Origin of the sequence: Rhizobium sp. RHZ02 (assembly GCF_014851575.1) — a bacterium.
Taxonomy (GTDB): Bacteria; Pseudomonadota; Alphaproteobacteria; order Rhizobiales; family Rhizobiaceae; genus Rhizobium; species Rhizobium altiplani.
This window is the reverse complement of record NZ_JACUZX010000003.1, coordinates 410688-436305: the sequence shown is the minus strand read 5'-3', so window position 1 is coordinate 436305 and position 25618 is coordinate 410688. Positions and strand designations below refer to the sequence as shown.

The following is a 25618-nucleotide window of genomic DNA, read 5'->3' as shown; positions in this document are numbered from 1 at the left end:
ATCAGGCCCTCGCGATTTCAGCGGGATCGACGCGAAGCTCGGTGGCGATTGCCGACTGCATTTCCTCGCGCTCTTCTGCCGATTTGAAACGGACGTAGTGAAGGCGAGGGAAGCGCTTCTTCAGGAACGGCATGCCCTCGTAGGGCGATGTATTGGCAAGGATGACCAGAGGCCTGCGTGCTTCTGAGCTATTGGCTGCAGCCCGAAATGCCTGCAGATCATGTCCGTCAATCGATCGACAGGTAGCGCCGAAGGAAGCGATGCGCGCCGGCAGGTCGCCGAGATCAAGAACCGAGGACATCGCTCCATCGCATTGCTGCCGATTGACATCGACGACGACGCGGATGTTGTCGATGCCGTGATAGCTCATTGCCGCCAGGCATTCCCACGTCTGCCCCTCCTGGAATTCGCCATCGGACATGTAGACCCAGACCTTGCCTGGTTCGCCGCGGCGCTTGCGCGCCCAGGCTATGCCCGATGCCATCGATAGCCCTTGCGCAAGCGATCCGGTTGTCACTTCCATGCCTGGGCTGTGCTCGGCGCCGATCATTTCGACTGACCCTCCGTCCCGATTGAAATGATCAAGCGCGTTCTCGTCCATCCGGCCGACCTGAATCAACGCCGAATATATGACCAGCGCATAGTGGGCGGGCGAGACGATGAAGCGGTCGTATTCCGGAGCAAAGGCGCCATGATAGCCGGCGCCGGTAAACGCGTCGGGATTATTGGACGACGGCACGCCCGCGAAGGGCAGAGGGGTCTTCGGCAGCGTCGGTTCGCCAAGGACGAGCGCTTCGTTATAAAGGAACGCCAGACTCTCGGCCGCGGAACAGGCCTGGCTGAGGTAGCCACCGTTGTTGCGCATCGTGTGCACGAAGACACGCCTGCGAATGCCGGCGGCGACATCCTCCGTCCTCTGCTTGTTCGCGATGGTCATGAGTTATCTCCGTTCGGGAAAAAGTGCCTTCAAGCCGGCGGGCGATGCCTCTGCAATGCCGCGTTCGGTGATAAGGCCAGTGATCAGACGCGCCGGAGTAACGTCGAAAGCAGGATTGGCTGCGGGGCTTCCTTCCGGCGAAACCCGTACGCTCGCAATTTCGCCGCCCGCACCACGTCCTTGCACGAAGGTGACCTCGTCGCCGCTACGTTCCTCGATCGGGATTTCGCGTACACCGTCATGCACCGTCCAGTCGATCGTCGGTGAGGGGAGGGCAACATAGAATGGTACGTTGTTGTCCTTTGCGGCGAGCGCCTTCAGATAGGTGCCGATCTTGTTGCAGACGTCGCCGCTGGCCGTGGTCCTGTCGGTGCCGACGATTACCATGTCGACCTCGCCATGCTGCATCAGATGGCCGCCGGCATTGTCGACGATGAGTGTATGGGGAATGCCGTGGCCCTTCAGTTCCCAGGCCGTTAGCTGGGCGCCCTGGTTGCGGGGGCGGGTCTCATCGACATAGACATGGACAGGAATCCCCTCTTCAGCCGCGAGATAGATCGGAGCCGTCGCCGTGCCGTAGTCAACCGTCGCAAGCCAGCCGGCATTACAGTGAGTGAGAATATTCACGGGCTCGCCGGGCTTCTTGCGAGCGGCGATCTCGCGAATGACCGTGAGGCCGTTCATGCCGATGCTGCGGTTGAGGTCGACATCCTCGTCGGCGATGGCGGCAGCACGCCTGTAGGCGGCTTCAGCGCGCTGACTTTCCGGGAGCTCGAGCAGGAAGCTGCGCATCGTATCCAGTGCCCAGCGCAAGTTGATTGCCGTCGGTCGCGTTTCATGGAGTGTATTCCACACTGCGTCGAGGGAGGTGTTCCTGCTGTCGGCGGCCATGGCAAGCGCGACCCCGTAGGCTGCTGTCACGCCGATCAGTGGTGCTCCGCGCACCCACATGTCCCTGATGGCGACTGCGACGTCATCGACGCTCTTCAGCGTAACCACGCGAAACTCGTGCGGCAGCCACCGCTGGTCGATAATGTCGACCGATGCGCCGTCTTCATTCAGCCAGATGGTGTGGTAGTGACGCGCTCCAACTTTCAAATGACGGTCTCCTTCTCGAGTCGTTTGGCGAGCGAGTTGATCTCCGCGAGGCTGTGAATATGCCGGCGATTGACGGCGAGATGGCGGCCGAGTTTCAATGCCTTGCACTCGCAGCGTGCTCGCAAATCCAGATCCGTGATGGTTTCGAAATCGGCATTATGAGCGAGGCCAAGGATGCGACGGTGGATCTCGACGCCGGCAAAGCCGAGCATGTCGGTCCAGATCTCGTGCAAGACGTGATCGAGTGCCTGTTCGGCGCCGAGCAGGTCGCCGCGATCTTCGAAGAGCGAGCGTTGATAGAGGATGCCGTTGCGCTCGCTGCGCCACAGGTCCGAAAACTCCTCGCAGAAGGTTGCCCAGATAGTTTCGATGACGTTGAGCAGATAGTCCCGCATAGCCTCGCGATTGCCGTTCTGTTCGTGGCCCGCCTGCGAGAAATAGCTCATCCAGAAATTGGCGATCATCATGCCGACGTCGAAGGCGATTGGGCCATAGAAGGCGAATTCCGGATCGATGACACGGGTTTCATCCATCGTCACCATCACGGAGCCGGTATGAAGATCGCCATGCAGCAAGGTCTCGGCCTTGGTGGCGAAAAGGTGCTTCAGCTTTTGTGCCTCGACCTTCAAATCGCGATCCGCCCTCAGTTCAGCCACGATCCCATCGAGCTGTGGTGATGTGTGACGATTGAGCGACGCCTCGAAATAGGGGTCTGAAAAGACGAGATTCTCCGTGATGTCGCACAGTTCGACATTGTCGGAAAACAGCGCCAGATCCTGCTTTCGCTCGCGGGCGGTCATGGCGAGATCTGAGCCGCGGAAAAGCGTGCGTGCAGCAAATAGGCCGAGATCACGGCCGATCCTGGGCAGTCGCTGGCCCTCGATGAGAGCACGCCTCAGAATGATATGCGGTGACAGGAATTCCATGACGATGATCGCCTGATCGACGTCGAAATGGAAAATCTCCGGGACCATTCCGGGATCGCGGTCCGATTGGCGCATCAGCGCATGATACTCGAAGTAAGAGCGCTTGAGCGGTAGCGGCCAACTCTCGCCGACAAGGCGGACATAGGGCAACGCCTGCTTGACGATCACCTTTCCTCGCTCGCCTTCGACGATGAAGACAAGATTAAGGTTGCCGTCTCCGACTTCTTTGACGCGCCAGCTACCCTGGTTCTCGCCCAATTTTTCAATGAGTGCCGCTAGGTCGCCCAGCCGCTGCGGCAACGTTTCGGGGCACAGGGCCACGAACGGCTTCGTATCCGTCATTTCTTCCTCCCCGGACCGTTTTCGCGGTGCCAACTCCCTCCGCGCGGCTGACTTCCCTCCTCTTTGGGCAGTCAGCGATCTTGCACTCTGATGACATTTGATATGGGTCGATTTGTCAAATGTCAACGAGCTTGACAAATGATGACGCCCCGGCCTAGCATCACCGTGGGAGGACGGAGATGAACGAAGAACCTGTGTTCCGCGTCGAGGGATTGCGGAAATCTTTTGGTCGTATCCAGGTGCTCGGCGGAGTCGATCTGTCGCTTCGCGCCGGTTCTGTAACCGCCCTTATGGGTGCAAACGGTGCTGGCAAGTCTACGCTCGTGCGGATCGTCAGCGGTGTCTACACGCGTGACGCCGGCCATATTTCGCTGGCGGGGCAGATTTTTTCGCCGTCGTCACCGGCTGAAGCCATCCGTGCCGGCGTCGTTACCGTTCATCAGAATATAAACGATGGGGTGGTAGCTGATCTGGATGTCGCAACAAACCTGACGCTTGACCGGCTGAACGGGCGTTCCGCGCGCTGGTTTTTCAATCCGAGGCGCGTGCGGCGCGAAGCCAAGGCAGTGGCCGATCGCATGGGCCTTTCCCTTGATCTCGGCGTTGGCATCTCGGGCCTATCTCTTGCCGACCGGCAGATGGTGGCCATCGCCCGTGCGATGGCCCACGAGCCAAAGGTACTTATCCTCGATGAACCGACGTCTTCGTTGTCAAGCGCCGAGGCCGAGCGACTCTTCCAGCTTGTCGATCGCTTGCGCGCACGGGGTGTCGCCATCCTCTATATTTCGCACCGCATGTCGGATATCCGGCGCCTGGCAGACAGTATCGTCAGCCTGCGTGACGGACGTATTACCGGCACCTTCACGGGACCTGACCTCGACTATGAGGGTGCGGTGAATGCGATGCTCGGCAAAGCGATCAGCCATGACGGCATTGCCGTTCGCGACGGCGGGGCGACAGTCCTCGGCGCCGAAGAGCTCATGCTCTCGCCGAGCGCACGTCCTTTTGATTTCGTGCTGCGTGAGGGAGAAGTCGTTGCCGTCACCGGTCTCGTCGGTGTTGGCAAGACCGCGCTTGCCGAGACGCTTTTCGGCGCCAGACAGCCGTTTGCAGGACGCATGTCGCTTGATGGCAGGCCATATCAGCCGCGCACACCTCAAGAGGCCATTGCCGAAGGAGTTTTCCTCGTCGCCAAGGACCGCGCGGACAATGGCATCGTCCCCGATTTCAATATTTACGAGAATATCAGCCTTCCTTTCCTGAAGCGGCTCGCCCGTGTCGGCGGCGTCTCCAGCCGCGGTTCGGAGCGCGGCGAAGCTAAACGGCAGATATCCGCTCTCGGTATCGTTTGCCGATCGGAACGAGATGAGATGCACACGCTCTCCGGTGGCAATCAGCAAAAGGTGATGGTGGCCCGCTGGCTAAGCCAGCCCTGTCGATTGCTGGTTCTCGATGAACCGTTCCAGGGCGTCGATATTGCCGCGCGCCGCGACATTGCGGAGAAGCTTCGAGCATCGGCGCAAGGAAGAGCCACTGTTGTGTTCCTGACGGAGCTCGATGAGGCCTTCGAAATTGCCGACCGTATTCTGGTGATGTCCGAACAGACGCTGGCCGGCGAGCATCTAAACGCCGGTATCGATGTCAGTAAACTCCTGGCCGAGATCGCGGGCCAGCATGAAATGGTGAATTGATGACTGATCACGACACGCCGATCGCGGCAGCGCAGCCGGCAAAAATCGTTCCACCGCAAGCAATGGGCGCCAATATTCGCGAGTTCGCTATCCGCTATGGCTTTCTGCTGCTGCTTGCGGCGATGCTCGTCTACTTCTCTATAGCTACGAGCGGGTTTGCTTCGCCGCAAAGCGCCGTCTTCATCCTGCAGTCGGTATCGATCACAGGCATTCTGGCGCTTGGTGTCACAGCGACCATGGTCGTCGGTGGCTTCGATCTGTCGATTGGTTCGGTCGCAACGACAGCAATGATGGCGTCGTCATACATCATGGTGATCTTGAACGGTGATGCTTTGACGGCGATCGCCGTCTGCCTGCTGATCGGCATAGTGATCGGGTTGGTCAATGGTTTCCTGGTCGTCTACATGCGCGTTCCCGACTTGCTGGCAACGCTCGGAATGATGTTCCTTCTTGTCGGGCTGCAGCGCATTCCGACCGAGGGTCGGTCGATCGCGACCGGGATGAGCCTGCCCGATGGCAGTACCGCAACTGGCAGCTTCAGCCCGGCCTTTTTGGCACTTGGACGTCACAAGTTTGACTTCCTTCTTCCGAATCTGGTGCCAGTTTCGGTCGTCGTGCTGATCGTGCTCGCCATCCTTATCTGGTTTTTTCTGGAGTACACCCGCTTCGGTCGGATGATGTATGCCGTCGGCTCGAACGAGCGTGCTGCGGAACTCGCTGGTGCGCCTGTCAATGCCTACAAGATGTTTGCCTACGTCATCTCAGGCGTCTTCGCTTCGATCGGTGGCATTCTGCTTGCTGCGCGTCTGGGTCGTGGTGACATCGCCTCCGGCAACAATCTTTTGCTCGACGCGGTCGCCGCCGCCCTGATCGGCTTTGCCGTGCTCGGAGTCGCCAAGCCGAATGCCTTTGGGACTGCAGTAGGGGCCCTTTTCGTCGGTGTCCTGCTGCAGGGCCTCACGATGATGAACGCGCCTTACTATACGCAGGACTTCGTCAAGGGCGCGGTGCTCGTCATCGCGCTGGTCTTTACCTTTGCTCTTTCGGAGAGAGGCAAACGATAGGGCTGGGAGGCCCTTCGCGCATACGCATGAACAACAAAGCGTCTACTGTGGAGGAGACAGGAATGAAGATTACGCGTAGAACACTCGGCAAGCTGACAATAGGCCTCATGGGAGCGACAGCCTTCTCGGGCGTTGCCCTTTCGGCCGACATGCCCAAGCCCTTCGACAACCCTGGCCAAGTCAAGATCGCTCTCGTGCGCTATCTGTCGACCGGCGATTTCTTCCAGTCGTACCTGTCTGGCGTTGAGGCGCAGGCCAAGGCCCTGGGTGTCGATCTGCGCGTGCTGGATAGCCGCCAGGATGCGGCGCTGCAGGCTGATATGGTCGATCAGGCAATTGCATTGAAGGTCGATGGCATTATCATCCAGCATGGCCTTACGGAGTCGATGAAGGAAGCCGCCAAGCGTGCCGTTGACGCTGGCATCAAGGTCGTTGCCTTCGATGTCAACGTCGAGAACCCGCAGATCCCGCAGATCGAGCAATCGGACCGCGATCTGGCGCGCCTCGCGCTTGAGCAGGCAGTCAAGGACAATGGCGACGCCTGGAAGGCCGGCTACGTCTACGTCGCTGGCATTGCGCCGCTCGATCGTCGCGACGAAACCTGGAAAGAGTTCAAGACAAAGTACCCGGGCATCAATGAAGCGGCGATGTTCGGAACAATGGATAATCCGATCGCAAACTCCGTCGCCAACCAGGCACGCTCCGTGCTGTCGGCCAATCCAGACGTCCAGGTGATGTTCGCACCCTACGATGAGTTCGCCAAGGGCGTGAAGATCGCGGTGGACGAAGCTGGTCTTTCAACCAGCGTGAAGATCTATTCGGCCGATATTTCGACGTCTGATATCGCCGCTATGCGCGAGCAGGACAGCGCCTGGGCAGCTACAGCCGCTACCAACCCCGCCGTCGTTGGCCAGGTCTCGGTACGCGCGCTTGCCATGCTGCTTGCCGGCGAAGATCCGGGCCACAATGTGATTGTCCCGCCGACGCTGATCACGCAGAAGGACCTGAAGGACGCAGATATCAAGAATATGGAAGAACTTGGCGCCAAGTTGCCGCAGTTCGCTCATGCTGATGTGGCCGTTCCAGCCTGGATGCCGCTGCCGAACAAGAAGTAATAAGAAATCTGAGGAAACGCGAGGCGGCCTTCGGGCCGTCTTACGTGTTGTTAGGGTCAGCTAAAGCCTCGGCGGGCCATTTGCTCTCCTGTTTGAAGCAGGAGAGCAAATCGCGTCAACGCAGCGCTGCGGCGATATTGCCACCGTCGACGGTTGTCACATCGGCCGTTGTCCGGTCGGCCAACGCGTGGTGCAGGAATGCCTGCGCCACGTCATCGGCAGTTACTTCCTGGCCGAGAAGGTTGCCGCCCATGTAATCCTGCACCGACAGACCGCGCGCTGCCGCCCGGTTGGCAATCATCTCATCGTTCAGTAGACCGGAACGAATGCGATCGGCGTTGACGGCGTTGGAGCGGATTCCATCGGCTCCATGTTCCAGAGCATACTGCCGCGACAGAAACAACGTAGCTGCCTTGGGCAATCCGTACGCACCGAATTTGGAGCCTGGATTGACCGCCTGCTTGCTGGCGTTGAAGAGCAGTGCACCGCCAGTCCTCTGTTCTTTCATGATCCGGACCGCATTTTGCGCAACGAGCTGGTGTGAGAAGAAGTTGAGTTCGAAGCTCTTGCGCAGGAGGCTGTCATCGAGCGTCGCGATCGCTCCCTCCCAGGCCGCGCCGGCATTGGAGACGACAATATCGACGCCGCCGAAGGTCGAGATGGCCTTATCGAAGGCGCCGCGAACGGAAGCCGGATCGGTCACATCGCAGGCGACGCCGATGGACTGGTTACCGATCGCCCTGGCGACGTCGCCGGCTTTGGCCGCATCGAGATCGACGACCACGACATGGGCACCCTCGCGCGCGAAAAGCTTTGCAGTCGCCGCGCCGATCGCGCCGGCCCCCCCGGTAACGAGGGCCACCTGCCCTGTGAGAGGCTTCGGCTTGGCGCCGGCAAGCTTGGCCTGTTCCAAGGACCAGTATTCGAGATCGAAGAGATCCGGCCGGCTGACCGGCTCGAAGCGGCCGATGGATTCCGCGTCGCGCGCGGCCTCGATCCACATTTCACCGACATCTGCCGCGATCTGTGCATCCCTGAAAGTGCGACCGTGGCCGAACAACCCGACGCCGGGAATCAAAGTCAGCCGCGGCATAGGGTCGATCATGGTGCGCTTCACGTCGTCGCGTGCATCGTTCTCGCGAAAGTACGCGGTGTAGGCAGCGACAAACGCGGCGACGCGCTCATCGATCACCGATCGGAACTCCGCGAGCTTGCCTGCCGCTGGAGGCGGCAGCACAAGCGGGCCGGTCTTTATCCGGATGGAGAGGTCCGGTGTTGAAACGCCGCGCGCCGCCATGTCCTCAACTTCTGCCGCATTGACGAAATCAAGGATCGCCGGGGACACACGAAACTCGCTTATCATCCGGTCGAACCGGCCCTCGCCGCGGGCGACAGCGACTGCGCCGCGTAACATTGCAGCGATCTCATTGGCCGCCGCCGTCTGTTGCGGTAGGCGTCCGGACGTGAATGGAGTCTTGCCGCGACGACGGACGTAGTCCTCAGCCAACATCACATAATGGATCATCCGGTCATAGGCTTGTTTTGCCGTGTCGGCGAAGGTGAAGATGCCGTGCTTGTCGAGGATCAGGCCCTCCACGCTCGGATCGCGATCGAAGACCTCGGCGGCGGCCTTGGCTAGCGCGAAGCCAGGCATGATGTAAGGCACGAAGCCCATCTTCTTGCCAAAAACCTCTGAGCTCATCTCCTTGCTTCTTGCCTGGTCGGCAATGGCAAGGATTGCCGTCGAATGGGTGTGATCGACGAATTTATGCGGCAGGAACGCATGCAGGAGCGCCTCGACAGAGGGGTTGGGGGAGGCGGGATCGATAAGATTGGCCCGCTGTAGCGTGACCATGTCCTCGTCGGACAGTTTCTGCAGCTTGCGCGCTTTCAGCAGCGGTGCGATTTTGACGGCGGGCAATCCCTCGGGTTCGATCGTCCCCATATCCCAACCACTGCCCTTGACGCAAAGGACGTCCCAGTCCTCGCCGATCAGATCGCGGACGGCCGTTTTCACGGATGTATTGCCACCGCCATGCAATACCAACCGCGGTTCGCTGCCAAGCAGTCGCGTCGTATAGGTCCGGAGCGCCAGGTCACGGTTGACGCCCCTCCGACCGTAAGCTTCGACCATTGCTTCGGCATCACTGTCGCGCCAAAGATTTTCCATCATGTCCTCCTCCACTCGCGCAAAGCACGCGCCAAGGCGCCGCCTTGTCTGATATAAGCTGAAATCACTCCGTTTTGGCGGCCACAGTGGCGCTGCCCAAGCGCTCGAGCAGGCGGCGAGCCATGGAGGCGGTGACGATGAGATGTGACGCAAATCCGCCCTTGATGGCGGCTACAAGCGGCTCGAGCTTTTCATCTTCCTGAACCACCATCATCCGCTTCGGAATGGAACGGATCGAATCGAGGTCGGCCGAAATGCAGCGACGGTTGTGGGCGCAATCCATCAATTGCCCGTCTCGATCGATCACCTGGCCGGCGATCACGCCTGCCGCGCCCGCCTCTCCGAGCACTCGCAACTCCTCAGCCGTCAACGCACCGCACTTTACCAAATGGCTATCAGCCTCAATCCCGCCGACTGAATAAAGGGCAAGTGTGCAGTGAGGGATGGTCGCGAGTTGTTCCTGAATCACGGGCTCTTGACGCAACTCCTGCGCCAGCCTTTCCGAACTGAGAACGAGTGGTGCATAGAAGTTGATACCCTGGGCGTTCAGCCGCCTTGCTATTTCCGTGGTGCATTGATCCGGTCGGTATGAATAAGGCGCTCCAAGATTGCCGCAGAGCTGGACGACGGTTACCCCCTGCAGGTCCGCAAAAGGCATGACGTCGGCGATGTGATAGACGGTCCGGCCCCAGGCAACGCCAATTCTGTCATCCTTGCCGATCAGTTCCAGGAATACCGCCGCGGCGACGACAGGCATTTCCGCCGTTGGGTCGAGGGCATGCCTGTCTTCTGGAACAATCCAGACTGCCTTCAGTCCAGCTGCGTCTTCCAACTGCCGGGCCAACACGTCGTCTGCGAAGAGTTGCGTTGATGTCGCGATGTTGACGATGCCGGTTTCCCTCGCGCGCCGCAGGTAGGTCGCAACAGAGGCGCGGGAGATGTCAAGATGCTTTGCTACCTCATCCTGCCGCATGCCGTGTGTGTAGTAGAGCCAGGCGGCCTTGTGAAGGACCTGGTCGGTAGAGCGTATTGGCATGCGGATCGTTCCAGAATGATTGATTTCGACATTATTCATGCGCGCTGACAAAAGTCAAACAGCATCATTGTTGCTTATTTCTTGCGTTCCAGCCGTGTCAACGTTGCCGTGCAACCTTCGTCAGGCATGGGCAAGCGCCACCTAGCAGTCGCAGATCTGCGCCGCAACCGATCCGCGTTGCCGGCAGGCGGAGCCAACGGCCATCCACCTGCATAAGGGTTGGAATGTTACGCCCGGTTCCGGTGGATTTACCGTTGCGTACTTCAGTCGCGACGAATTGAAGGCAAACTCGATACGGGCGGTGATGGGCTGAGGTCAGCTCCCTTGCCGCCGGATATCGGAGGAAGTCTGAATGACGGCGCGTGACGATATTTTCGAGCTTGGCAAACGGGTCAGCCAATCCATCATTGGTCAAAACACAATGGTCGAGCGGCTGATCATCGGTCTCCTTGCAAACGGGCACCTGCTTGTCGAAGGTCTTCCGGGACTTGCCAAGACGCGAGCGATAAAGAGCCTGGCGAAGAACCTCGATTCAGAGCTGTCACGTGTGCAGTTCACGCCGGATCTGCTTCCCGCCGACATTACTGGTTCGGAGGTGTATTTTTCCGAAGGTGGAAAGGGCGAGTTCAAATTTCAGCAGGGACCGATCTTCGCAAACCTTATCCTCGCCGACGAGATAAACCGCGCGCCAGCCAAGGTCCAATCCGCGCTTTTGGAAGCGATGGAAGAGCGGCAGGTAACCGTCGGCGGCACAAGCTATCCGCTGCCCGACCTTTTCATGGTGATGGCGACGCAGAACCCTATCGAGCAGGAAGGCACCTATCCCTTGCCGGAAGCTCAGCTTGACCGCTTCCTGATGCATGTCGAAGTCGGCTACCCCGACGAGACGTCCGAGGTCGCAATCATGCGCCTCAATCGCGACGAGGAGAATGCAGGGCAGAACAAAGACAAGCACGCCGATGCCCCGAGACTCAATCCCCAGGCGATATTCGACGCGCGGAAGGAAATCGGTGCCACTGCGGTTTCAGAGCCGGTGGAGAAATATATCGTCGCTCTGGTGATAGCCACGAGGTACCCGGATCGCTACGACAAGGATCTCGCCAAGCTGTTGCATGTCGGGGCGAGCCCGCGCGGCGTCATCAGCCTAGATAAGGTTTCACGATCGCATGCCTGGCTCAAGGGGCGCGACTATGTGACGCCTGACGACGTCAAGGCGGTCGTCAACGACGTCCTGCGCCATCGCCTCATTCTGTCCTATGAGGCGCATGCCTCTAATACGAGCGCGGATGAGGTGATCAATCGCATCACTGAATTGGTGGCAGTCTCATGAAGGCCCCGACACCGAGCATCGGGAACGGCATACACGTCACGACCCAGGAACTTGTTGCCCTGGAGGGACGCGCGCGCGACCTGGCTTTCATACAGCGTGCGCGTAGCCATCAGCAGCTTGCGGGGCGCATGCAGTCCTCGGTGCGTGGCCGGGGTTTGATTTTCGAAGAGCTGCGAGAGTACCTCCCCGGTGACGACGTCCGCGCGATCGATTGGCGCGTCACCGCCCGAACGAGGAAGCCCGTCGTCAGGGTCTACGGCGAGGAAAAGGAGCGTCCTGCAATTGTTGTCGTGGACCAGCGCATCAACATGTTCTTTGGCAGTCGCTTCACGATGAAATCGGTAGCAGCCGCGCAAGCGGCGATGCTCGCGGCCTGGCGCATACTGGGGTCCGGTGACCGCGTCGGCGGCTTCGTGTTTAATGATGAAGACATCAGCGAGATCAAGCCGCACCGCAGCCGGAATGCCGTGATTGCGCTGGCGGACAGGATCGCCGAAAAGAACGGGATGTTGAAGTCCACCTATGCGGGGGTGCCATCACCCGAGGCATTGGACAACGTTCTCCGGCAGGTCGCGGGCGTCGCACATCACGATTTTCTCTTGGTTGTGGTCAGCGACTACGATGGCCATGGGGACACAACGCGGCAGCTCCTTCTCGAGCTTTCCAGCCGCAACGATGTCATCTGCCTGTTGATCTACGATCCGTTCATGCTCGAATTGCCGACAACCGGAGATATCGTGGTGAGCGGCGGTGCGCTGCAGGCGGAGCTCTCGTTCAGGCAAGCAGCCGTGCGCCAATCCATCGACACCTTTGCCCGTGATCGCGGTCGCGAATTGCGGGAATGGCAACGGCAACTCGGCCTTCCGATGCTTCCGATTTCCACCGCAGAAGAGGTCGCTCCACAGCTCAGAAGCCTGCTTGAGCAATCCGCCTGGCGTCAGCGGAGGCGATGATGGACTCCGAACCCAAACTCGACCCCATCACCGAAATGGCGCTTCGTTCGCTGAAGGACATCGCGGTCCCCGCGTCGGTTTCCTGGATGCCTCAAACCTGGGGCTGGCTGATTGTCGCGCTGCTCCTGCTCTCTGCGATCTTGCTGTGGTGCGCGCTCGCCTATCGTCGGTGGCGGAAAAACGCCTACCGCCGAGAAGCCTTGAAGCACCTTCAGGCAATAGAGGTCGCGGTTCGTGACGCCGATAAACGCGCGCGGGCACTCCGCGACCTTGGTGAATTGCTCAAGCGTACAGCTCTGGCGGCTTGGCCGCGGAAGGATGTTGCCGCGACCTCCGGGCTGGCTTGGGCAGCATTTCTTGTCGAGCATGGCGATATGACGAACTCCGAGGGATTTCATCGGTTCTTTGACGATCTCGAGTACCAGGCAGGTACGCCGGTTTCCACAGAGGCTGCAGACGGACTTGTTCGCGACGCTCGACGTTGGATCGAGGGGCATCATGTACCAGCTTGATTTCCCCTGGCTGCTCCTGATCTTGCCGACTCCCCTGATCGTGTGGTGGTTGTTGCCCCCGCATCGTGAAACGTCCGCTTCGATCCGCCTCCCGTTTTTCAACGAGGTCGCGCGCGCTGCCGGCGTGGAGCCCACCGAGGGCTCCGTCGTGCCGAAGAGGTCCTGGATGCAGGTCGCGGTCGATCTGATCGCCTGGTGCCTCATCGTTCTCGCTCTGGCTCGGCCGCAATATGTCGAACCACCGGTCGTGAAGACCGAACCGCAGCGAGACATCCTGCTCGCGCTCGATCTCTCGCAATCGATGGATACGCGCGATTTCGCCGCGCCCGACGGTACGTCAAAGGCGCGCGTTGAGGCAGTTCGAACCGTTGTTTCCGATTTCGTATCCAGACGACCCGGGGATCGCCTGGGGTTGATCGCCTTCGGAGACGCGCCGTATCCCCTTGCTCCCTTCACGATGGACCACGCCCTTGTCAAAAACCTCGTGGAAAGCCTTTTGCCCGGCATTGCCGGTCCGCGCACGGCAATGGGGGATTCGCTTGGGCTCGCCATCCGAATGTTTGAGAAGACAACGGTGCCGCAAAAGGTCCTGATACTACTGACCGACGGGAACGATACAGCCAGCAAGATGCCGCCTCTGAAAGCTGCCGGCATCGCCAAAAGCAAGCAGATTGTCATCCACACGGTCGGTATTGGCGACCCTGCGGCGACGGGGGAGGACAAACTCGACACCGCGTCGCTCGAGAAGATCGCCACTGATACGGGAGGCCGCTACTTCTTTGGGGGTGATCAAAGGCAGCTTCAAGAGATTTACGACGAGCTTGATCGGATCACGCCTGAGGACCAAAAGCAGCTTTCCTGGCGTCCCAGAACCGAGCTGTTCTTCTGGCCGCTGGGCGGAGCGATCGCCACGATCCTCGCCTGGTATGGTCTAACCGGATTGTATAGCCTTGTTCGCAGGAGATTGCCGGCATGATCTCCGACTTTCATTTCCTGCGCCCTCTGTGGCTGCTCGCTCTTCTGGCGCCGCCGGCAATCGTCTGGATGGCCTCCCGTTCAGGAGATATTCGCAATCGCTGGAAGGGCATGATCGCGCCGCACCTGCTCGACAGCCTCGTGATCGAGCCCGACGGGCGACGTCGGTATATGCCAGCCTGGATGTTGGCCGCCGTGATTTCGATAGCGGTGCTCGGTGCTGCCGGACCGACCTGGAAACGCGAAGCCCCTCCCTTCGTTGCCGACACGGCTTCCCTGGTCATTGCCATTGATCTTTCGTCGACGATGGACGCCATCGACGTTTCCCCCAGCAGGCTTGAACGGGTCAAGCTGAAGATCCACGACATTCTGGCTGGCCGGAATGGCGCACGAACTGCTGTCGTCGCTTACGCGGGTACGGCGCATCTGGTGGTCCCTCTGACCGATGACACCGATCTCATCGAGACCTATACCGATGCGCTCGCCACGGACATTATGCCAAAGCCCGGTAGGAATACCCCTGCGGCCCTGAAACTCGCGGATGGGCTGCTTCAGCGGGATGGAGCTCCCGGAACGATCCTCCTTATAACCGATGGCGTCGAGGCGGGAGCGACAGTCGCGTCCGACGGGCTGCATAGCGCAATTGTCGTTCTCGGTGTCGGCACCCCGGAGGGTGGCGTCGTCAAGCGCTCCGACGGTAGCTTCGTCAATGACGCAGGTGGCGCTCGGATCAATGCCAAGCTGGATGTGGAAGCTCTGAAGAAGTTCGCGAATGACGCTGGAGCGGATGTCGCGACGATGACGGACGATGACACCGACATCAGGTGGGTCGGGCAGCGCGTAAGGACGAATTTCGCTCAACAAACGACATCACAGGGAGATCGCTGGCACGACGTCGGATGGTGGTTCATCGCACCGGCGGCGGTGCTATCAGCGCTTTCGTTTCGGCGAGGCTGGCTGGTCAAGTTCGCAGCGATCGGGCTCTGCTTTCATCTGCTCCAACCTTCGTCCGCGGGAGCAGCCGGGTTCATGGACCTTTGGTTGACGCCGGATCAGCAGGGCCGTCTCGCCTATGAGCGAGGAGACTATGCATCGGCCTCCGCGCACTTCCGCGATCCCATGTGGAAGGGGACGGCGCTCTATCGTGCCGGTCACTATCAGGATGCCATCGATGCGTTTGCGTCGATCGACAGCGCGGACAGCTGGTACAATCAGGGAAACGCGTTCTTCCATCTGGGCGATCTGGAAGAGGCGGTTTCGGCCTTCCAAAAGGCCTTGGAAAAACGGAATCACTGGTCCGACGCGCAAGGAAACCTGGCACTCGCGCAGCGACTTCTGAAAATACACAAAGACAAGGAGCAAGAGCAGCAGCAGGATCCGAACGAAAAGCCCGACAGCGTTCAATTCGATAAGAAAGCCGACAAGGGCAAGCCAGGCGAGGTCCAGGTCGTAGAACAGACGTCCGAGATGTGGATGAAGAACATTCAGGTGAGCCCCGCCGATCTCATGGCGCGAAAATTTGCCATCGAGGCGGGTGAGACCAAGCCATGATGAAGTTTCTGCCGGGTGTGTTCCTTTTGCTTTTACCGGCCCTGGCCTGGGGAGCGGAACCCTTCGCGCGTGCCACCGTGGAAGACAACGGCAACATAGTGCCGGGGCAGCAGGTGCGAGTTGATGTCGATGTGTTCGCGCCTGATTTCTTTACCTCGCCTCCGCAGTTTCCTCTTTTTGATGTTCCAGACGCTCTTGTCACTCTTCCAGAAGAGCGGACGCAGAACATCAGTGAAACCATCGACGGCGTTCAATATTCCGGAATTCGGAAATCCTATGCCGTCGTGCCGCAGGCGCCCGGAAAGTTTGTTCTGCCGGAGATCGACATCGGGTTGGGCTATTCGGTCGATGGAAAGCCGACAAGGGCAACGGTGAAAATGCCTTCGGTTTCGTTCAACGCCGGGGAGGCATCCGGGGCCGCTGGGCAAAGGGTTGTCTTCGCAGCCAGCGATCTCACGATCGAACAGGCTTTCGACCCGAGCGCCCCGTCGCTCAAGGTCGGCGATGCTCTCGTCAGAACAATCACGGTGACGGTGGAAAACACGCAAGCCATGATGATACCGCCGGTTGGGGTCGGGACCGTTTCGGGGCTGCATCAATACGAGAAGCAACCGAAGATCGAAGACGGCATCCCCGTCGGGCGCGAGACGGCAAGCCGCCGTACCGAAACATATGTGTATACCGCGGACAGGGAAGGGTCGTTTACAATCCCTGCGGTTTCCTATGATTGGTTCGATGTCGCGCGCCATGAGCAGACATCCGCTTCGCTGCCGTCGATAACGGTTGCCGTCTCTCCCGCCGTCGCCACTACCCCGATCAAGCCTGTACTGGATGACGTACGACGCCAGGCGCCACACGTCGTCAGACAGAAAGTCGCCCTTGCTATCTTGGGGCTGTTGGCGGCGATGGGAGTGTTGTGGGCTGTCTTCCGCTTTTGGCCGGTGATCAACAGTCTGCTGCAGAACGCGCGCCTGAAACACCAGGCATCGCACGGCTACCGCTTGAAGCGGCTCCGCCAACTCATCCGCTCGGGGAGCGAACAAGAGATCTATAATGGTCTCCAAACCTGGAGCCGAAGTCTGGGGAATGGCACGCTGGAGGAATGGGTTCGTTTCGGCCCCGCCGACCTACAGCGCCAGGTCGACATTCTTTCTCAAAAGCTGTTCCGATCCGGGCGTGCTGAAATCGACAGGGAGCGACTGGCCGCAGTCGTTGACTACCGCCGACCAGCGCGCCTCAACGTGTCCCCCGTGCTTCCGCCGCTCAATCCTTGATCGGAAGCCATAGATGGTTCGCCTTTGGTGGAGACCGTCCACTGGCGACGATATCGGGGAATGCGAGCTCCTGGTGACCTGCTGGCCGCGGTGGTGGGCATGCGCCAACACCTAAGAGGAAGCCGTTTCAAGCTCGTAGAGCTGGTCCATGCTCAATGTCGCGATCTTGGCAAAGGAGGTCTGGTTCTTGACGCGGCCATCTTGAAGTATGACGACTTCGTCGCAGAACGAGATGGTGCTGCGATGATGGCTGATGACGATTGTCGTGCGCCGACCGGCTCTTGATTTCAAGGTTTCGACAATCGCTGCCTCCGACAGTCCGTCCATGGCATTCGTGGCCTCGTCCAGAATGAGGATTTCCGGATCGCGCACCAGGGCTCTTGCCAGCGCGATGCGCTGTCGCTGTCCCGCCGAAACGGTAGCTCCCCGGTAGCCGACGACGGTCTCATATCCATCTGGCAGCTTCTCGATGAATTCGTGCGCTTCAGCAAGTCTGGCTGCGTTCTTGACCTCTTCAAGCGAAGCGCTGTGGCCATAGGTGATATTTTCGAGAATGGTGCCGTCAATCAGCTCGAGATCCTGGCTGGCGAGCGAAATTTGTCTGCGCCACTGCATCGGATCGATTTGATTGAGTGGGGTGCCGTCGACCAGAATGTTTCCTCCGTCAGGCTCGACAAATCGACATAGGAGATTGACGATCGTCGTCTTTCCGGCGCCGGACCGTCCAATTATGGCGGTTGAACGACCTTTGGGAAGATCGAAGGTCGCAGCGCGCAGCACGACGGGTCGCGAGCCGGAGCCCGGATACTTGAACGTCACGCCATCGAATTTGATCTGCTGACGGATGGCCTGAACCGGAGCATCGCCTGCCGGTGGGTTCGGCTTGTCGGACGGATCCAGTAACCATCTGACCTCTTCCAGGGACCCGCTCCAGCCTTGCACGGCGCTCCATGCCATTTGCAGCGCACGGACATGCGGCTGCAGCCGATAAAGCAAGACAACGAAGGCCACGACAACAGGAAAGCTAATACCCCAAAGCCAGGCGCTGACGACGACAGTCAAAAAGAGAGCCGAATGCAGCACCTCTGTCAGTGGCGGCAATACTGCCTGGCGGGATTGGAGATCGAAGCCAGCCTCTCTGACCGCATCCGACGAGGTATCGAAGACTGCTTTCTCCCGCTGTTCCTGTCCGAAGGCGCGGATAAGCCGTCCGGCGTGAACGAGATGAAGCATCTTGGCGGCAAGTTCACCGTTGAACGACGTGACCTTGCGGCTCGGGGCTCTGAGGCTGGCTGAGAGAAGCGCGTGCAGGGCCTGGATCAGCACCAGCCCAAGTGCAACGCCAAGCGTCATCTGCCATGAAAGAAGCAGGAGAAAGGCGAGGAGAATGACCACAGCCGATGCGTTTACGACCGCTGAAAGTGTAGTCTGGATTGCGTCCGAAGCACGCCAGGACTCGTTTGATATGATGTTGAGCAGTCGCCCCGGACTTTGCTGGAGGAAGAATGAGTATCCAACAGTCAAGAGCTGGCGGGCAAGAGAGCTTCGCATGGCATGGCCGGCCCTGCCGTAGATCAAATTGGTGAGCACGGCGTTGGCGAAGGCGAGCACATTCTTCAGGGTGATCAATCCGAGGATTGCGGCGGCAATCACAATCAGCCTTGCCCGGTCATCCAACCCGGCACCGACTTGCTGAAAGACCGCTGAGAGCCCCGCCATTCCCGACGGTTCCGCCCCGCCGGCGATAATGCTGAGCATTGGGATGATGAGACCGATGCCCGTACCTTCGAGAACGGCGGTGCTTAGTCCCAATATGACGACGACCACCAGCAGACCGACCTGCCGGTCGAGTGCCTGACGCAAAAGCCGAAAGCTCAACTTGGCGAACTCTAGCATGGCTGTGACCCCCGCGAGTGAACGCGTGCGCGCGGGAATTCGCGATACTTACCGGCCATCATGCTAGCCCTTGAAGCGGCTGTACGGACTTGGCGGGCACCGATTGATAGTACCGCGTCATGAGATCCATGCGCCGGGTTGCACCGTCCGAGAAACGGCACAGCCACGGTGCATAAGCGGCGGAAAGAAGGCCGTATCGCTCTCGACGCCGGATGAGCCGCCACTTTCCCGTCTGCGTGAGAAAGGCGTGTGTCAGCTCCGGGCGCTGCTCATCGATAATGAGCTGATAGAGGAAATAGAAGAAGCACAAGGTTCCATGCGCATAGCTCGAGGACGCGCGGCCTGCCTGCTCGGCGATTTTTCTTTCGATCGTAAGTATGCAATCCGCAGCGCGGCGCACGGTGTCATGGGTGACGGCAGCACCAATATCGTGAAGGGCGCCGGGATAGTCGCAGAGAGACTGTCGTTCAAGGTTCTCGGCCACGATCTTCAGGTGGGTTCGCCGCATTTGCCGCTTGTGCCTGCTTGAGACGCTGTCGCTATGAATGCGATAGGCGACCAGGCTCTCATCGATCATTGCGGCTGGAAATTGCCGTGCAATGCGTCCGAAGAGATCGAAATCCTCGGCATGGACATAGCCTGCATCGTACACCAGCATGTCGTCGGGAATGACATTGCGGTTGTACATCACTGTCGAATGCAAGAAGATGGTAAAAAACATCGACAAGATGTGCCAATCGCCAGTCTGATAGATTGGATTTGGCCTGCCTCGGACCACCCGGTTGCCGAGAAGCTGATCGATGCCGGTGCCGCTGATGGCGAGCTGAGGCTGTCGGGCAAAGAGCGCGACCTGACGCGAGAAGCGCGACGGGTAGGAAATATCGTCTGCATCCATTCTGGCGATGAGATCGCCTTTCGCCAAGGCGATTCCCTCATTCAGCGTCGCAATCAGCCCACGATTTTCCCGTGAGACGATCCGGATGCGATTGTCGGCGTTTTGATATCGTTGGAGGACCTCCAGCGAGCCATCGGTCGATCCGTCGTCAAGAGCGATGACCTCGAAGCGGGTGTAGTCCTGGCGCAGAATGCTTTCGAGTGCGGCGGCAACATGGGGTTCACCGTTATAGACCGGCAGCACGACGGAGATCAGTGGATCAGACATCCTTCAGCTCCCGCGTTCATCAGGGTTGGCGTAGCTCGGGCGATAGGCCGAAGCCTCATACCCCCGCTCGCCATCAATGCTCGGCCGGGACGACGGCGTGCTCGGCCTCGCGGAGCCGACGTAGGGGAAATAGCGCTTGAGCTGGTTGAGCGGCCTCTCGAATGCCAGCCAGGAAATCGAAGCCAGCATCAATGTCGCTGCGGTCGCAACCACAAAACGACCGGGCCCCTGCTCTGAGACATTGACCGGGATCCAGGACTGAGCCTTGATGACCAGCGACAGCACAACTGGATGAAATAGGTAAACCCCGTAACTCATACGTCCGATCGCGGTACTCGTCGGTCGTTCCAGCATCCGGCCGAATGCACCCTGCATGCCCGATGAGCAGCATCCGACCAGCATGACGAGGGGTATGAGGGGGAACACCTCCCCGCCGATCCATGTCACCCATTCCAGGGACGGTGTCATGGACACCGACTTCAACCATAGGAACGTGATCGAGGCTATGGTTAAGGGCACGACACTTTGGCCAATCCATCGGGGCCCAATCCATAGGGGCCAAGCCTCGGTTTTCCTGCGGTAGACGGCAAGGAGAGCGCCGGCCACCAGCGCATCGACGGACGCCGGAGGAAGGAGGTCCCGCGCCAGAGATGGTGTGCCCGTAAATGGCCAATAGAGGCGATAGGCCAGCGAGAATGCTATGACGGCGACGCAAACAGGCGCAATCAGCCGGCGCGGAGCCAGCAGGATCACCAGAGGCCAGGCGATATAGAACTGTTCCTCGATGCTCAAGCTCCAGGCGTGACACAACACCCAGGGCGTCCATTCGTTTCGAAGCGCATACCAGAAGTTCGACAGATACAGCGCGTGCCACTTGAGGCTGCCCCGGGCGCCCTCAAGGTTGACAAACCATATGAAGCCCAACATCGCGAAGTAAGGAGGAAATATGCGCAGTGCGCGGCGAATGTAGAATGCCTTCAGTGCCGCACTCGGCTGGTAGTCGGCAAAGGAACGTGCGTCCAGCAGGAGCCGGGTTATCAGAAAGCCGCTGAGGACGAAGAACAGACGTACGCCGAGATGGCCCAGGACTGATCCATTGACCGCAAAGAAGTGGTGATAGAGGACCATTGTGACTGCGAGAGTCCTAAGTCCGTCCAGTTGCCGGTCGCGAGACATGAATCTCCTTGGCCGATCGGGACTCGCTCCTGTGAGAGCCTTCCTCGATGGCATTCTTGCAGCTCGCATTGCTGCTGATTGTGCCGTCCCGGACGAGACGAACTGAAGTATCGACGCAGGCGCGAAAATTCTGGCGGAATCGGGCCAAACTGTGACCCTGGCGTGTGATCAGACTTTGGTCCGATGCCTGCGCGTCAAGGTTTGCCTCAATCTCGGGGCTTCGCGTGTCGGCACTGATCCTCCAATTCTTCAGCCCAGATCGGGTTCCAAAAGCCACTCGCGGGCACCCGGAACATGACGGCTTGTCGATTGCCAGCTGACATCAGACGAGCCGCTGGCCCAGATGCCCGAAAGCTATTCGGTGCTCGCTGCGAGCGCGTGAATTGCGCTCTCATTGCGGGGAGGGGAGAAGTCGTCAGGCCGTCATCGCGGCGCGATGTTGCAAACCAAAGGCGAGGCTTTTTCTGCATGACCCTTTGCCGAAATTGAATTGGTCAGCCGGCCCAAGTTCGCGTCAATGTGCCGGCCTGGGCCAAACAGTCGAAATGAGGGTTGCATGAGCAGGATCGTCTTTGTTCACGGGTCTTTCGTTCCCGAGGCGGAGGCGCGAATCAGTCTTTTCGATCGCGGCTTCCTGTTCGGCGACGCGGTCTACGAGGTCACGGCCGTGATCGAGGGCCGGATGATTGACAACGATCTGCATCTGGCTCGGTTCGCCCGTTCTCTGAAGGAGATGAACATTCCCCTGGCCTTGTCTCTGGATCGCATCGTCTCGATCCAGTTGGAGCTGATCGAACGCAATGACCTGCAGCACGGCACCGTCTATCTTCAGGTTTCGCGCGGCGAGGCCGATCGCGACTTTCTGTACAGCGACAGGATGGAGCCGAAGCTGATCGGCTTCACCCAGGCGAAGCGGCTCACGGGAACCGCGGCGCAGCGCGACGGAATCTCCGTCGACCTGGCTCCGGATCAGCGCTGGCAGAGGCGGGACATCAAGACGGCAATGCTGCTCGCACAGGTCATGGCCAAACAGGCGGCACGCGCGCGAGGCTTCGACGATGTCTGGCTGGTCGAGGACGGACTGGTGACGGAAGGCGCGTCTTCGACTGCGCATATCATCACTGCGGATCGACGAATCCTCACCCGGCCGGCTTCCCGTGCCACGCTGCCGGGCTGTACGCAGCGCGCCGTTGCACGTTTATGTGCCGAACAGGGATTGCTCTTCGAAGAGCGTGCCTTTACGCCCGAGGAAGCGCAGGGCGCCGCCGAGGCGTTCCAGACCTCAGCCTCGAGTCTGGTCATGCCGGTCGTGCGCATTGCCGACAAGTCGATCGGCGACGGCAAGCCTGGCCCGATGACGCGTCACCTCCAGACGCTCTATCTGAAGGCGGCTGGCGTTCTGGCATAGACAAGAGAACAGAGATGAAAACAGCGCGGGAACTCGGACTGATATTTGAGGGAGTAATGGCTCCCGGGCCAGAAAACGCCATTACCGATGTGCCTGGCGTGGCGGTTGGGCACCGCTCGCTCAGCGCCGAAGGCATCCATACGGGCGTCACCGCCATTGTTCCTCATCCAGGCGACATCTTTCGCAGGAAGCCGCGTGCGGCGGTCGAGGTGATAAACGGCTTCGGCAAGTCGGCGGGACTGATGCAGGTCGCGGAACTCGGCACGATCGAGACACCGATTCTCCTGACCAATACGTTTGGTGTGGCCGCCTGCACCGAAGCGCTGATTCGCCGTGCGATCGCGGCAAATCCGGCCATCGGGCGCAAGACCTCAACGGTCAATGGCCTTGTCTTCGAATGCAATGACGGTAGCATCAGTGACATCCAGGCCATGGCGGTAACGCCCGCCGACGCCTGTGCGGCGCTTGACGACGCACGGACGGGTGAGGTGGAGCAGGGTGCGGTCGGAGCCGGATCCGGCATGACGGCGTTCGGCTTCAAGGCTGGCATTGGTACCGCGTCGCGGCGACTGCGGATTGCGAAGCGTGATTTCACCTTGGGAACACTGGTTCTTGCCAATTTCGGCGCTGCCGGCGATCTCATTCTGCCCGATGGTCGCCGGCCGGATCCTCGCCGTCCAGCCAGCCCGGAGCGGGGCTCCGTCATCGTCGTCATGGCGACGGATTTGCCGCTCGGCGATCGCCAGCTGCAGCGCGTCGCCAAACGCGGCGGTGCGGGGCTGGCGCGACTCGGTGCCTTCTGGGGCAATGGTAGCGGCGATATCTGCCTGTGCTTCACCACCGCCGATCCGGTCGATCATGAACCGGCGTCACCCATTACGGCCCAGGAACGGCTTTCCGACGCGTTCATCGACACCGCCTTCCGCGCTGCCGCTGAAACCACACAGGAGGCGGTACTGAACGCGCTCTGCATGGCGCCTGCAACGCCCGGCCGCAACGGCCGCCTTTATCCCGCCCTTGCCGACTGGCTACAGGAGAACCCGCTGCAATGAAAGTTTTCATCTCTGCCGATATCGAAGGTACCGCAGGTATCGTTCATTGGGACGAGGCCGAGCGCACGCATGCCGACTGGAACGAGTTCCGCGCACTGATGACTGCCGAGGTCGTTGCTGCCTGCGACGGGGCTCGCGCTGCGGGAGCGACCGAGGTCGTGATCAAGGATGCCCATGACAGCGGGCGCAACCTGATCCTCGAGCGGTTGCCAGACTATGTCCGGATCGTGCGTGGCTGGTCGGGGCATCCCGATGCGATGATGTTCGGTCTCGATGCCGGTTTTGCGGCGGCGATCTACACCGGCTACCATTCCAAGGCAGGCAGCGAGGCCAATCCGCTCGCTCACACGTCCAACCTGCGCATATCGCGCCTGCTCCTGAACGGTGAGGTGGCTTCCGAATTCACCGTGAACGCCCTCTGCGCGGCGGGATATGGGGTGCCTTCCGTCTTCCTGTCCGGCGACGCTGCCATGTGCGCGGAAGCGCGCGCGATGGTGCCCGGTATGTCCACGGTGGAGACACTTGAAGGAAAAGGCCGTGCCTCCACGTCGATCTCGCCCGCTTGGTCGCGCCGGCTTATCCGCGAGGGTGTGGCGTCCGCGCTGTCGGCGGATTTCAGTCAGGCGCTCCCCGACCGGGCCGAGCGCTACGAAGTGGTGATCGAGTTCAACAATCCGACCGACGCCTATCGTGCTGGCTGGTACCCGGGCGCACGAGCCCATGGTCCGCGCGCCGTTGCTTTCGCCAATGCGGATTTTGCCGAAATCCTGCGTGCACTCGTTTTCATGAAGGTCTGAGCCTGTCGTTTCGTGAGCCGGTCGTCAGGCCGGCTCGCGCTCCAGCAATTGCCCGGACATGCGCCAGAGTTCGTCGACCTTGCGATTGCGGCTCGCCGCGTGGCGGTAGAGGCGGATTTCGAGATCGAGGTTCCACCCCTCGTCCTTCGAGGCGGGGACGAGGCGCCCTGACTCCATCTCGTCGCGTGCGAGGCTTTCAGGCAGCCAGCAGACGCCCGCTCCCGCAAGCGCCATGTTCATCAAACCGGCACTGATCGTATTTTCATGTGTCGTCCGGCGGCGAAATGGCGGGCGGCGAAGCAGAAGACGCGAGAGAGCTACGCCGAAGAAGGAATTGAAGCCGTAGCTGAGATAGGGGATTGCCAGCCGCTGCTGCTCGACGGCCCGATCCAGCAAATTTCTTCCGGCTTGCGAGTGACCGGAAACGATGACGTTCGGCGCCACCAGAGGGATCAGCCTGTCGTGGGCGACGGTCAGCCACGCGAATTTGCCGCGGTCGAGATGGAATGGCACCTCCGGATGGGCGTAGGTCAGGAAGAAATCGGCCTCGTCGCCAACGAGCGCATCCAGGTTCGCCTCGATGCCACCTCGGTCCGGTATCAGCGAGGTGTTGAACGCTCCCCCTGCTTTCTCCAACGCCCTTAACCATTGCGGAAAGAATGTAACCGTCAGCGTGTGCAGTGCCGCGAAGCGTATGAGGCCGGGTTCATGTGACGGACGCAGGGCCTCTCGCGCCGCATAGCATGACCGGATCGTTTCCTGTGCGACGGGCAGGAAATTCCGGCCGGCCGGCGTCAGCTCGGCAGGCATCGCCGCACGGCTGATCAAGGTCGCGCCCAGCCATCCCTCGAGCTGCTTGATTCGGCGGCTGAAGGCCGGTTGTGTCACGTTGCGCAGTTCAGCCGCTCTCGAGAAACTGGAGGTGTCCGCAAGGGTCACGAAGTCCTCCAGCCATTTGATTTCCATTCCATTCTCCTCCCCAATGCTCCTCGCCCAATTCAGCATAAGTCATTCATCTTGAATAGATATGCCAAATTCGCATGAGGTTGTGCCAAAACCGAATTGGCCAAGCCTGCCACAAGCTTTCACCTTGTCACACGACAGAAATTCATGGACGGCGCGAGCGCTTCGCATCGCCTGTCCTTAATGCCGG

Annotated in this window: 21 protein-coding genes; 12 read left to right on the top strand and 9 right to left on the bottom strand. The window is 60.0% G+C overall.

The genetic code is table 11. The features are described from left to right. Position 1: 1 nt before the first annotated feature. From IB244_RS07565 to mtnK, 3 genes are read right to left on the bottom strand one after another with little or no spacing between them, the layout of a single operon-like run. Positions 2–937 (bottom strand): transketolase, encoded by a 936-nt coding sequence (locus IB244_RS07565; RefSeq protein ID WP_192303747.1) that lies wholly within the window; start codon positions 935–937, stop codon positions 2–4. A 3-nt stretch (positions 938–940) separates the two neighbouring features. After that, complete coding sequence (gene mtnA, locus IB244_RS07560) at positions 941–2035, bottom strand: S-methyl-5-thioribose-1-phosphate isomerase (RefSeq protein WP_192303744.1); 1095 nt, start codon at positions 2033–2035, stop codon at positions 941–943. Next, on the bottom strand, positions 2032–3303 hold the full coding sequence (gene mtnK, locus IB244_RS07555) for an S-methyl-5-thioribose kinase (protein ID WP_192303742.1): 1272 nt from the start codon (positions 3301–3303) through the stop codon (positions 2032–2034). The genes mtnA and mtnK overlap by 4 nt, the downstream gene beginning before the upstream one ends. A gap of 179 nt (positions 3304–3482) precedes the next feature. Between mtnK and IB244_RS07550 the strand changes: the two genes are divergently transcribed. The 3 genes from IB244_RS07550 (at position 3483) to IB244_RS07540 (ending at position 7173) form a co-directional block, all read left to right on the top strand. Beyond that, on the top strand, positions 3483–4994 hold the full coding sequence (locus IB244_RS07550) for a sugar ABC transporter ATP-binding protein (RefSeq protein WP_192303740.1): 1512 nt from the start codon (positions 3483–3485) through the stop codon (positions 4992–4994). Positions 4995–5056: 62 nt separating this feature from the next. Then, positions 5057–6058 (top strand): ABC transporter permease, encoded by a 1002-nt coding sequence (locus IB244_RS07545; protein ID WP_192303829.1) that lies wholly within the window; start codon positions 5057–5059, stop codon positions 6056–6058. A gap of 62 nt (positions 6059–6120) precedes the next feature. After that, positions 6121–7173, top strand: a complete 1053-nt coding sequence (locus tag IB244_RS07540; protein WP_192303738.1) for a substrate-binding domain-containing protein — start codon at positions 6121–6123, stop codon at positions 7171–7173. 115 nt (positions 7174–7288) lie between these two features. Here the strand turns inward: IB244_RS07540 and IB244_RS07535 are convergent, their stop codons facing one another. Further along, positions 7289–9343 carry a bifunctional aldolase/short-chain dehydrogenase gene (locus IB244_RS07535; RefSeq protein WP_192303827.1) on the bottom strand — a complete coding sequence of 685 codons (2055 nt, stop codon included), beginning with the start codon at positions 9341–9343 and terminating at the stop codon, positions 7289–7291. 64 nt (positions 9344–9407) lie between these two features. Then, on the bottom strand, positions 9408–10379 hold the full coding sequence (locus IB244_RS07530) for a sugar-binding transcriptional regulator (protein ID WP_100248133.1): 972 nt from the start codon (positions 10377–10379) through the stop codon (positions 9408–9410). Positions 10380–10731: 352 nt separating this feature from the next. Between IB244_RS07530 and IB244_RS07525 the strand changes: the two genes are divergently transcribed. From IB244_RS07525 to IB244_RS07500, 6 genes are read left to right on the top strand one after another with little or no spacing between them, the layout of a single operon-like run. Then, a complete protein-coding gene (locus tag IB244_RS07525; protein WP_018858015.1) occupies positions 10732–11709 on the top strand; it encodes an AAA family ATPase in 978 nt (325 codons plus the stop codon). Beyond that, positions 11706–12662, top strand: coding sequence for a DUF58 domain-containing protein (locus IB244_RS07520; protein ID WP_192303736.1), 957 nt, complete (start codon positions 11706–11708; stop codon positions 12660–12662). Before IB244_RS07525 ends, IB244_RS07520 begins: the two co-directional genes overlap by 4 nt. After that, complete coding sequence (locus IB244_RS07515; protein ID WP_192303734.1) at positions 12662–13174, top strand: DUF4381 domain-containing protein; 513 nt, start codon at positions 12662–12664, stop codon at positions 13172–13174. The genes IB244_RS07520 and IB244_RS07515 overlap by 1 nt, the downstream gene beginning before the upstream one ends. Next, complete coding sequence (locus tag IB244_RS07510) at positions 13161–14150, top strand: vWA domain-containing protein (protein ID WP_192303732.1); 990 nt, start codon at positions 13161–13163, stop codon at positions 14148–14150. The genes IB244_RS07515 and IB244_RS07510 overlap by 14 nt, the downstream gene beginning before the upstream one ends. After that, entirely contained in the window at positions 14147–15700 is a 1554-nt protein-coding gene (locus IB244_RS07505) for a vWA domain-containing protein (RefSeq protein WP_192303730.1), read from the top strand. The genes IB244_RS07510 and IB244_RS07505 overlap by 4 nt, the downstream gene beginning before the upstream one ends. Then, positions 15697–16974, top strand: coding sequence for a BatD family protein (locus IB244_RS07500; RefSeq protein WP_192303725.1), 1278 nt, complete (start codon positions 15697–15699; stop codon positions 16972–16974). Before IB244_RS07505 ends, IB244_RS07500 begins: the two co-directional genes overlap by 4 nt. 111 nt (positions 16975–17085) lie before the next feature. Here IB244_RS07500 and IB244_RS07495 read toward each other — a convergent pair whose 3' ends face one another. Genes IB244_RS07495 through IB244_RS07485 form a run of 3 tightly spaced genes read right to left on the bottom strand, consistent with a single transcriptional unit; the run spans position 17086 to position 21208 of the window. Beyond that, positions 17086–18870 (bottom strand): ABC transporter ATP-binding protein, encoded by a 1785-nt coding sequence (locus IB244_RS07495; protein WP_192303713.1) that lies wholly within the window; start codon positions 18868–18870, stop codon positions 17086–17088. Between the two features lie 58 nt (positions 18871–18928). Next, complete coding sequence (locus IB244_RS07490; protein WP_192303709.1) at positions 18929–20032, bottom strand: glycosyltransferase family 2 protein; 1104 nt, start codon at positions 20030–20032, stop codon at positions 18929–18931. A gap of 3 nt (positions 20033–20035) precedes the next feature. After that, entirely contained in the window at positions 20036–21208 is a 1173-nt protein-coding gene (locus IB244_RS07485; RefSeq protein WP_192303707.1) for an acyltransferase family protein, read from the bottom strand. A 556-nt stretch (positions 21209–21764) separates the two neighbouring features. Here IB244_RS07485 and IB244_RS07480 point away from each other — a divergent pair. From IB244_RS07480 to IB244_RS07470, 3 genes are read left to right on the top strand one after another with little or no spacing between them, the layout of a single operon-like run. After that, positions 21765–22616: a D-amino-acid transaminase gene (locus tag IB244_RS07480; protein ID WP_192303705.1), complete on the top strand. Its 852-nt coding sequence runs from the start codon at positions 21765–21767 to the stop codon at positions 22614–22616. Positions 22617–22630: 14 nt separating this feature from the next. Then, entirely contained in the window at positions 22631–23668 is a 1038-nt protein-coding gene (locus IB244_RS07475; RefSeq protein ID WP_192303703.1) for a P1 family peptidase, read from the top strand. Then, positions 23665–24465, top strand: coding sequence for a M55 family metallopeptidase (locus IB244_RS07470; RefSeq protein WP_192303701.1), 801 nt, complete (start codon positions 23665–23667; stop codon positions 24463–24465). The genes IB244_RS07475 and IB244_RS07470 overlap by 4 nt, the downstream gene beginning before the upstream one ends. A gap of 24 nt (positions 24466–24489) precedes the next feature. Here IB244_RS07470 and IB244_RS07465 read toward each other — a convergent pair whose 3' ends face one another. Further along, positions 24490–25431 (bottom strand): LysR family transcriptional regulator, encoded by a 942-nt coding sequence (locus IB244_RS07465; protein WP_169683273.1) that lies wholly within the window; start codon positions 25429–25431, stop codon positions 24490–24492. Positions 25432–25618 lie beyond the last annotated feature (187 nt).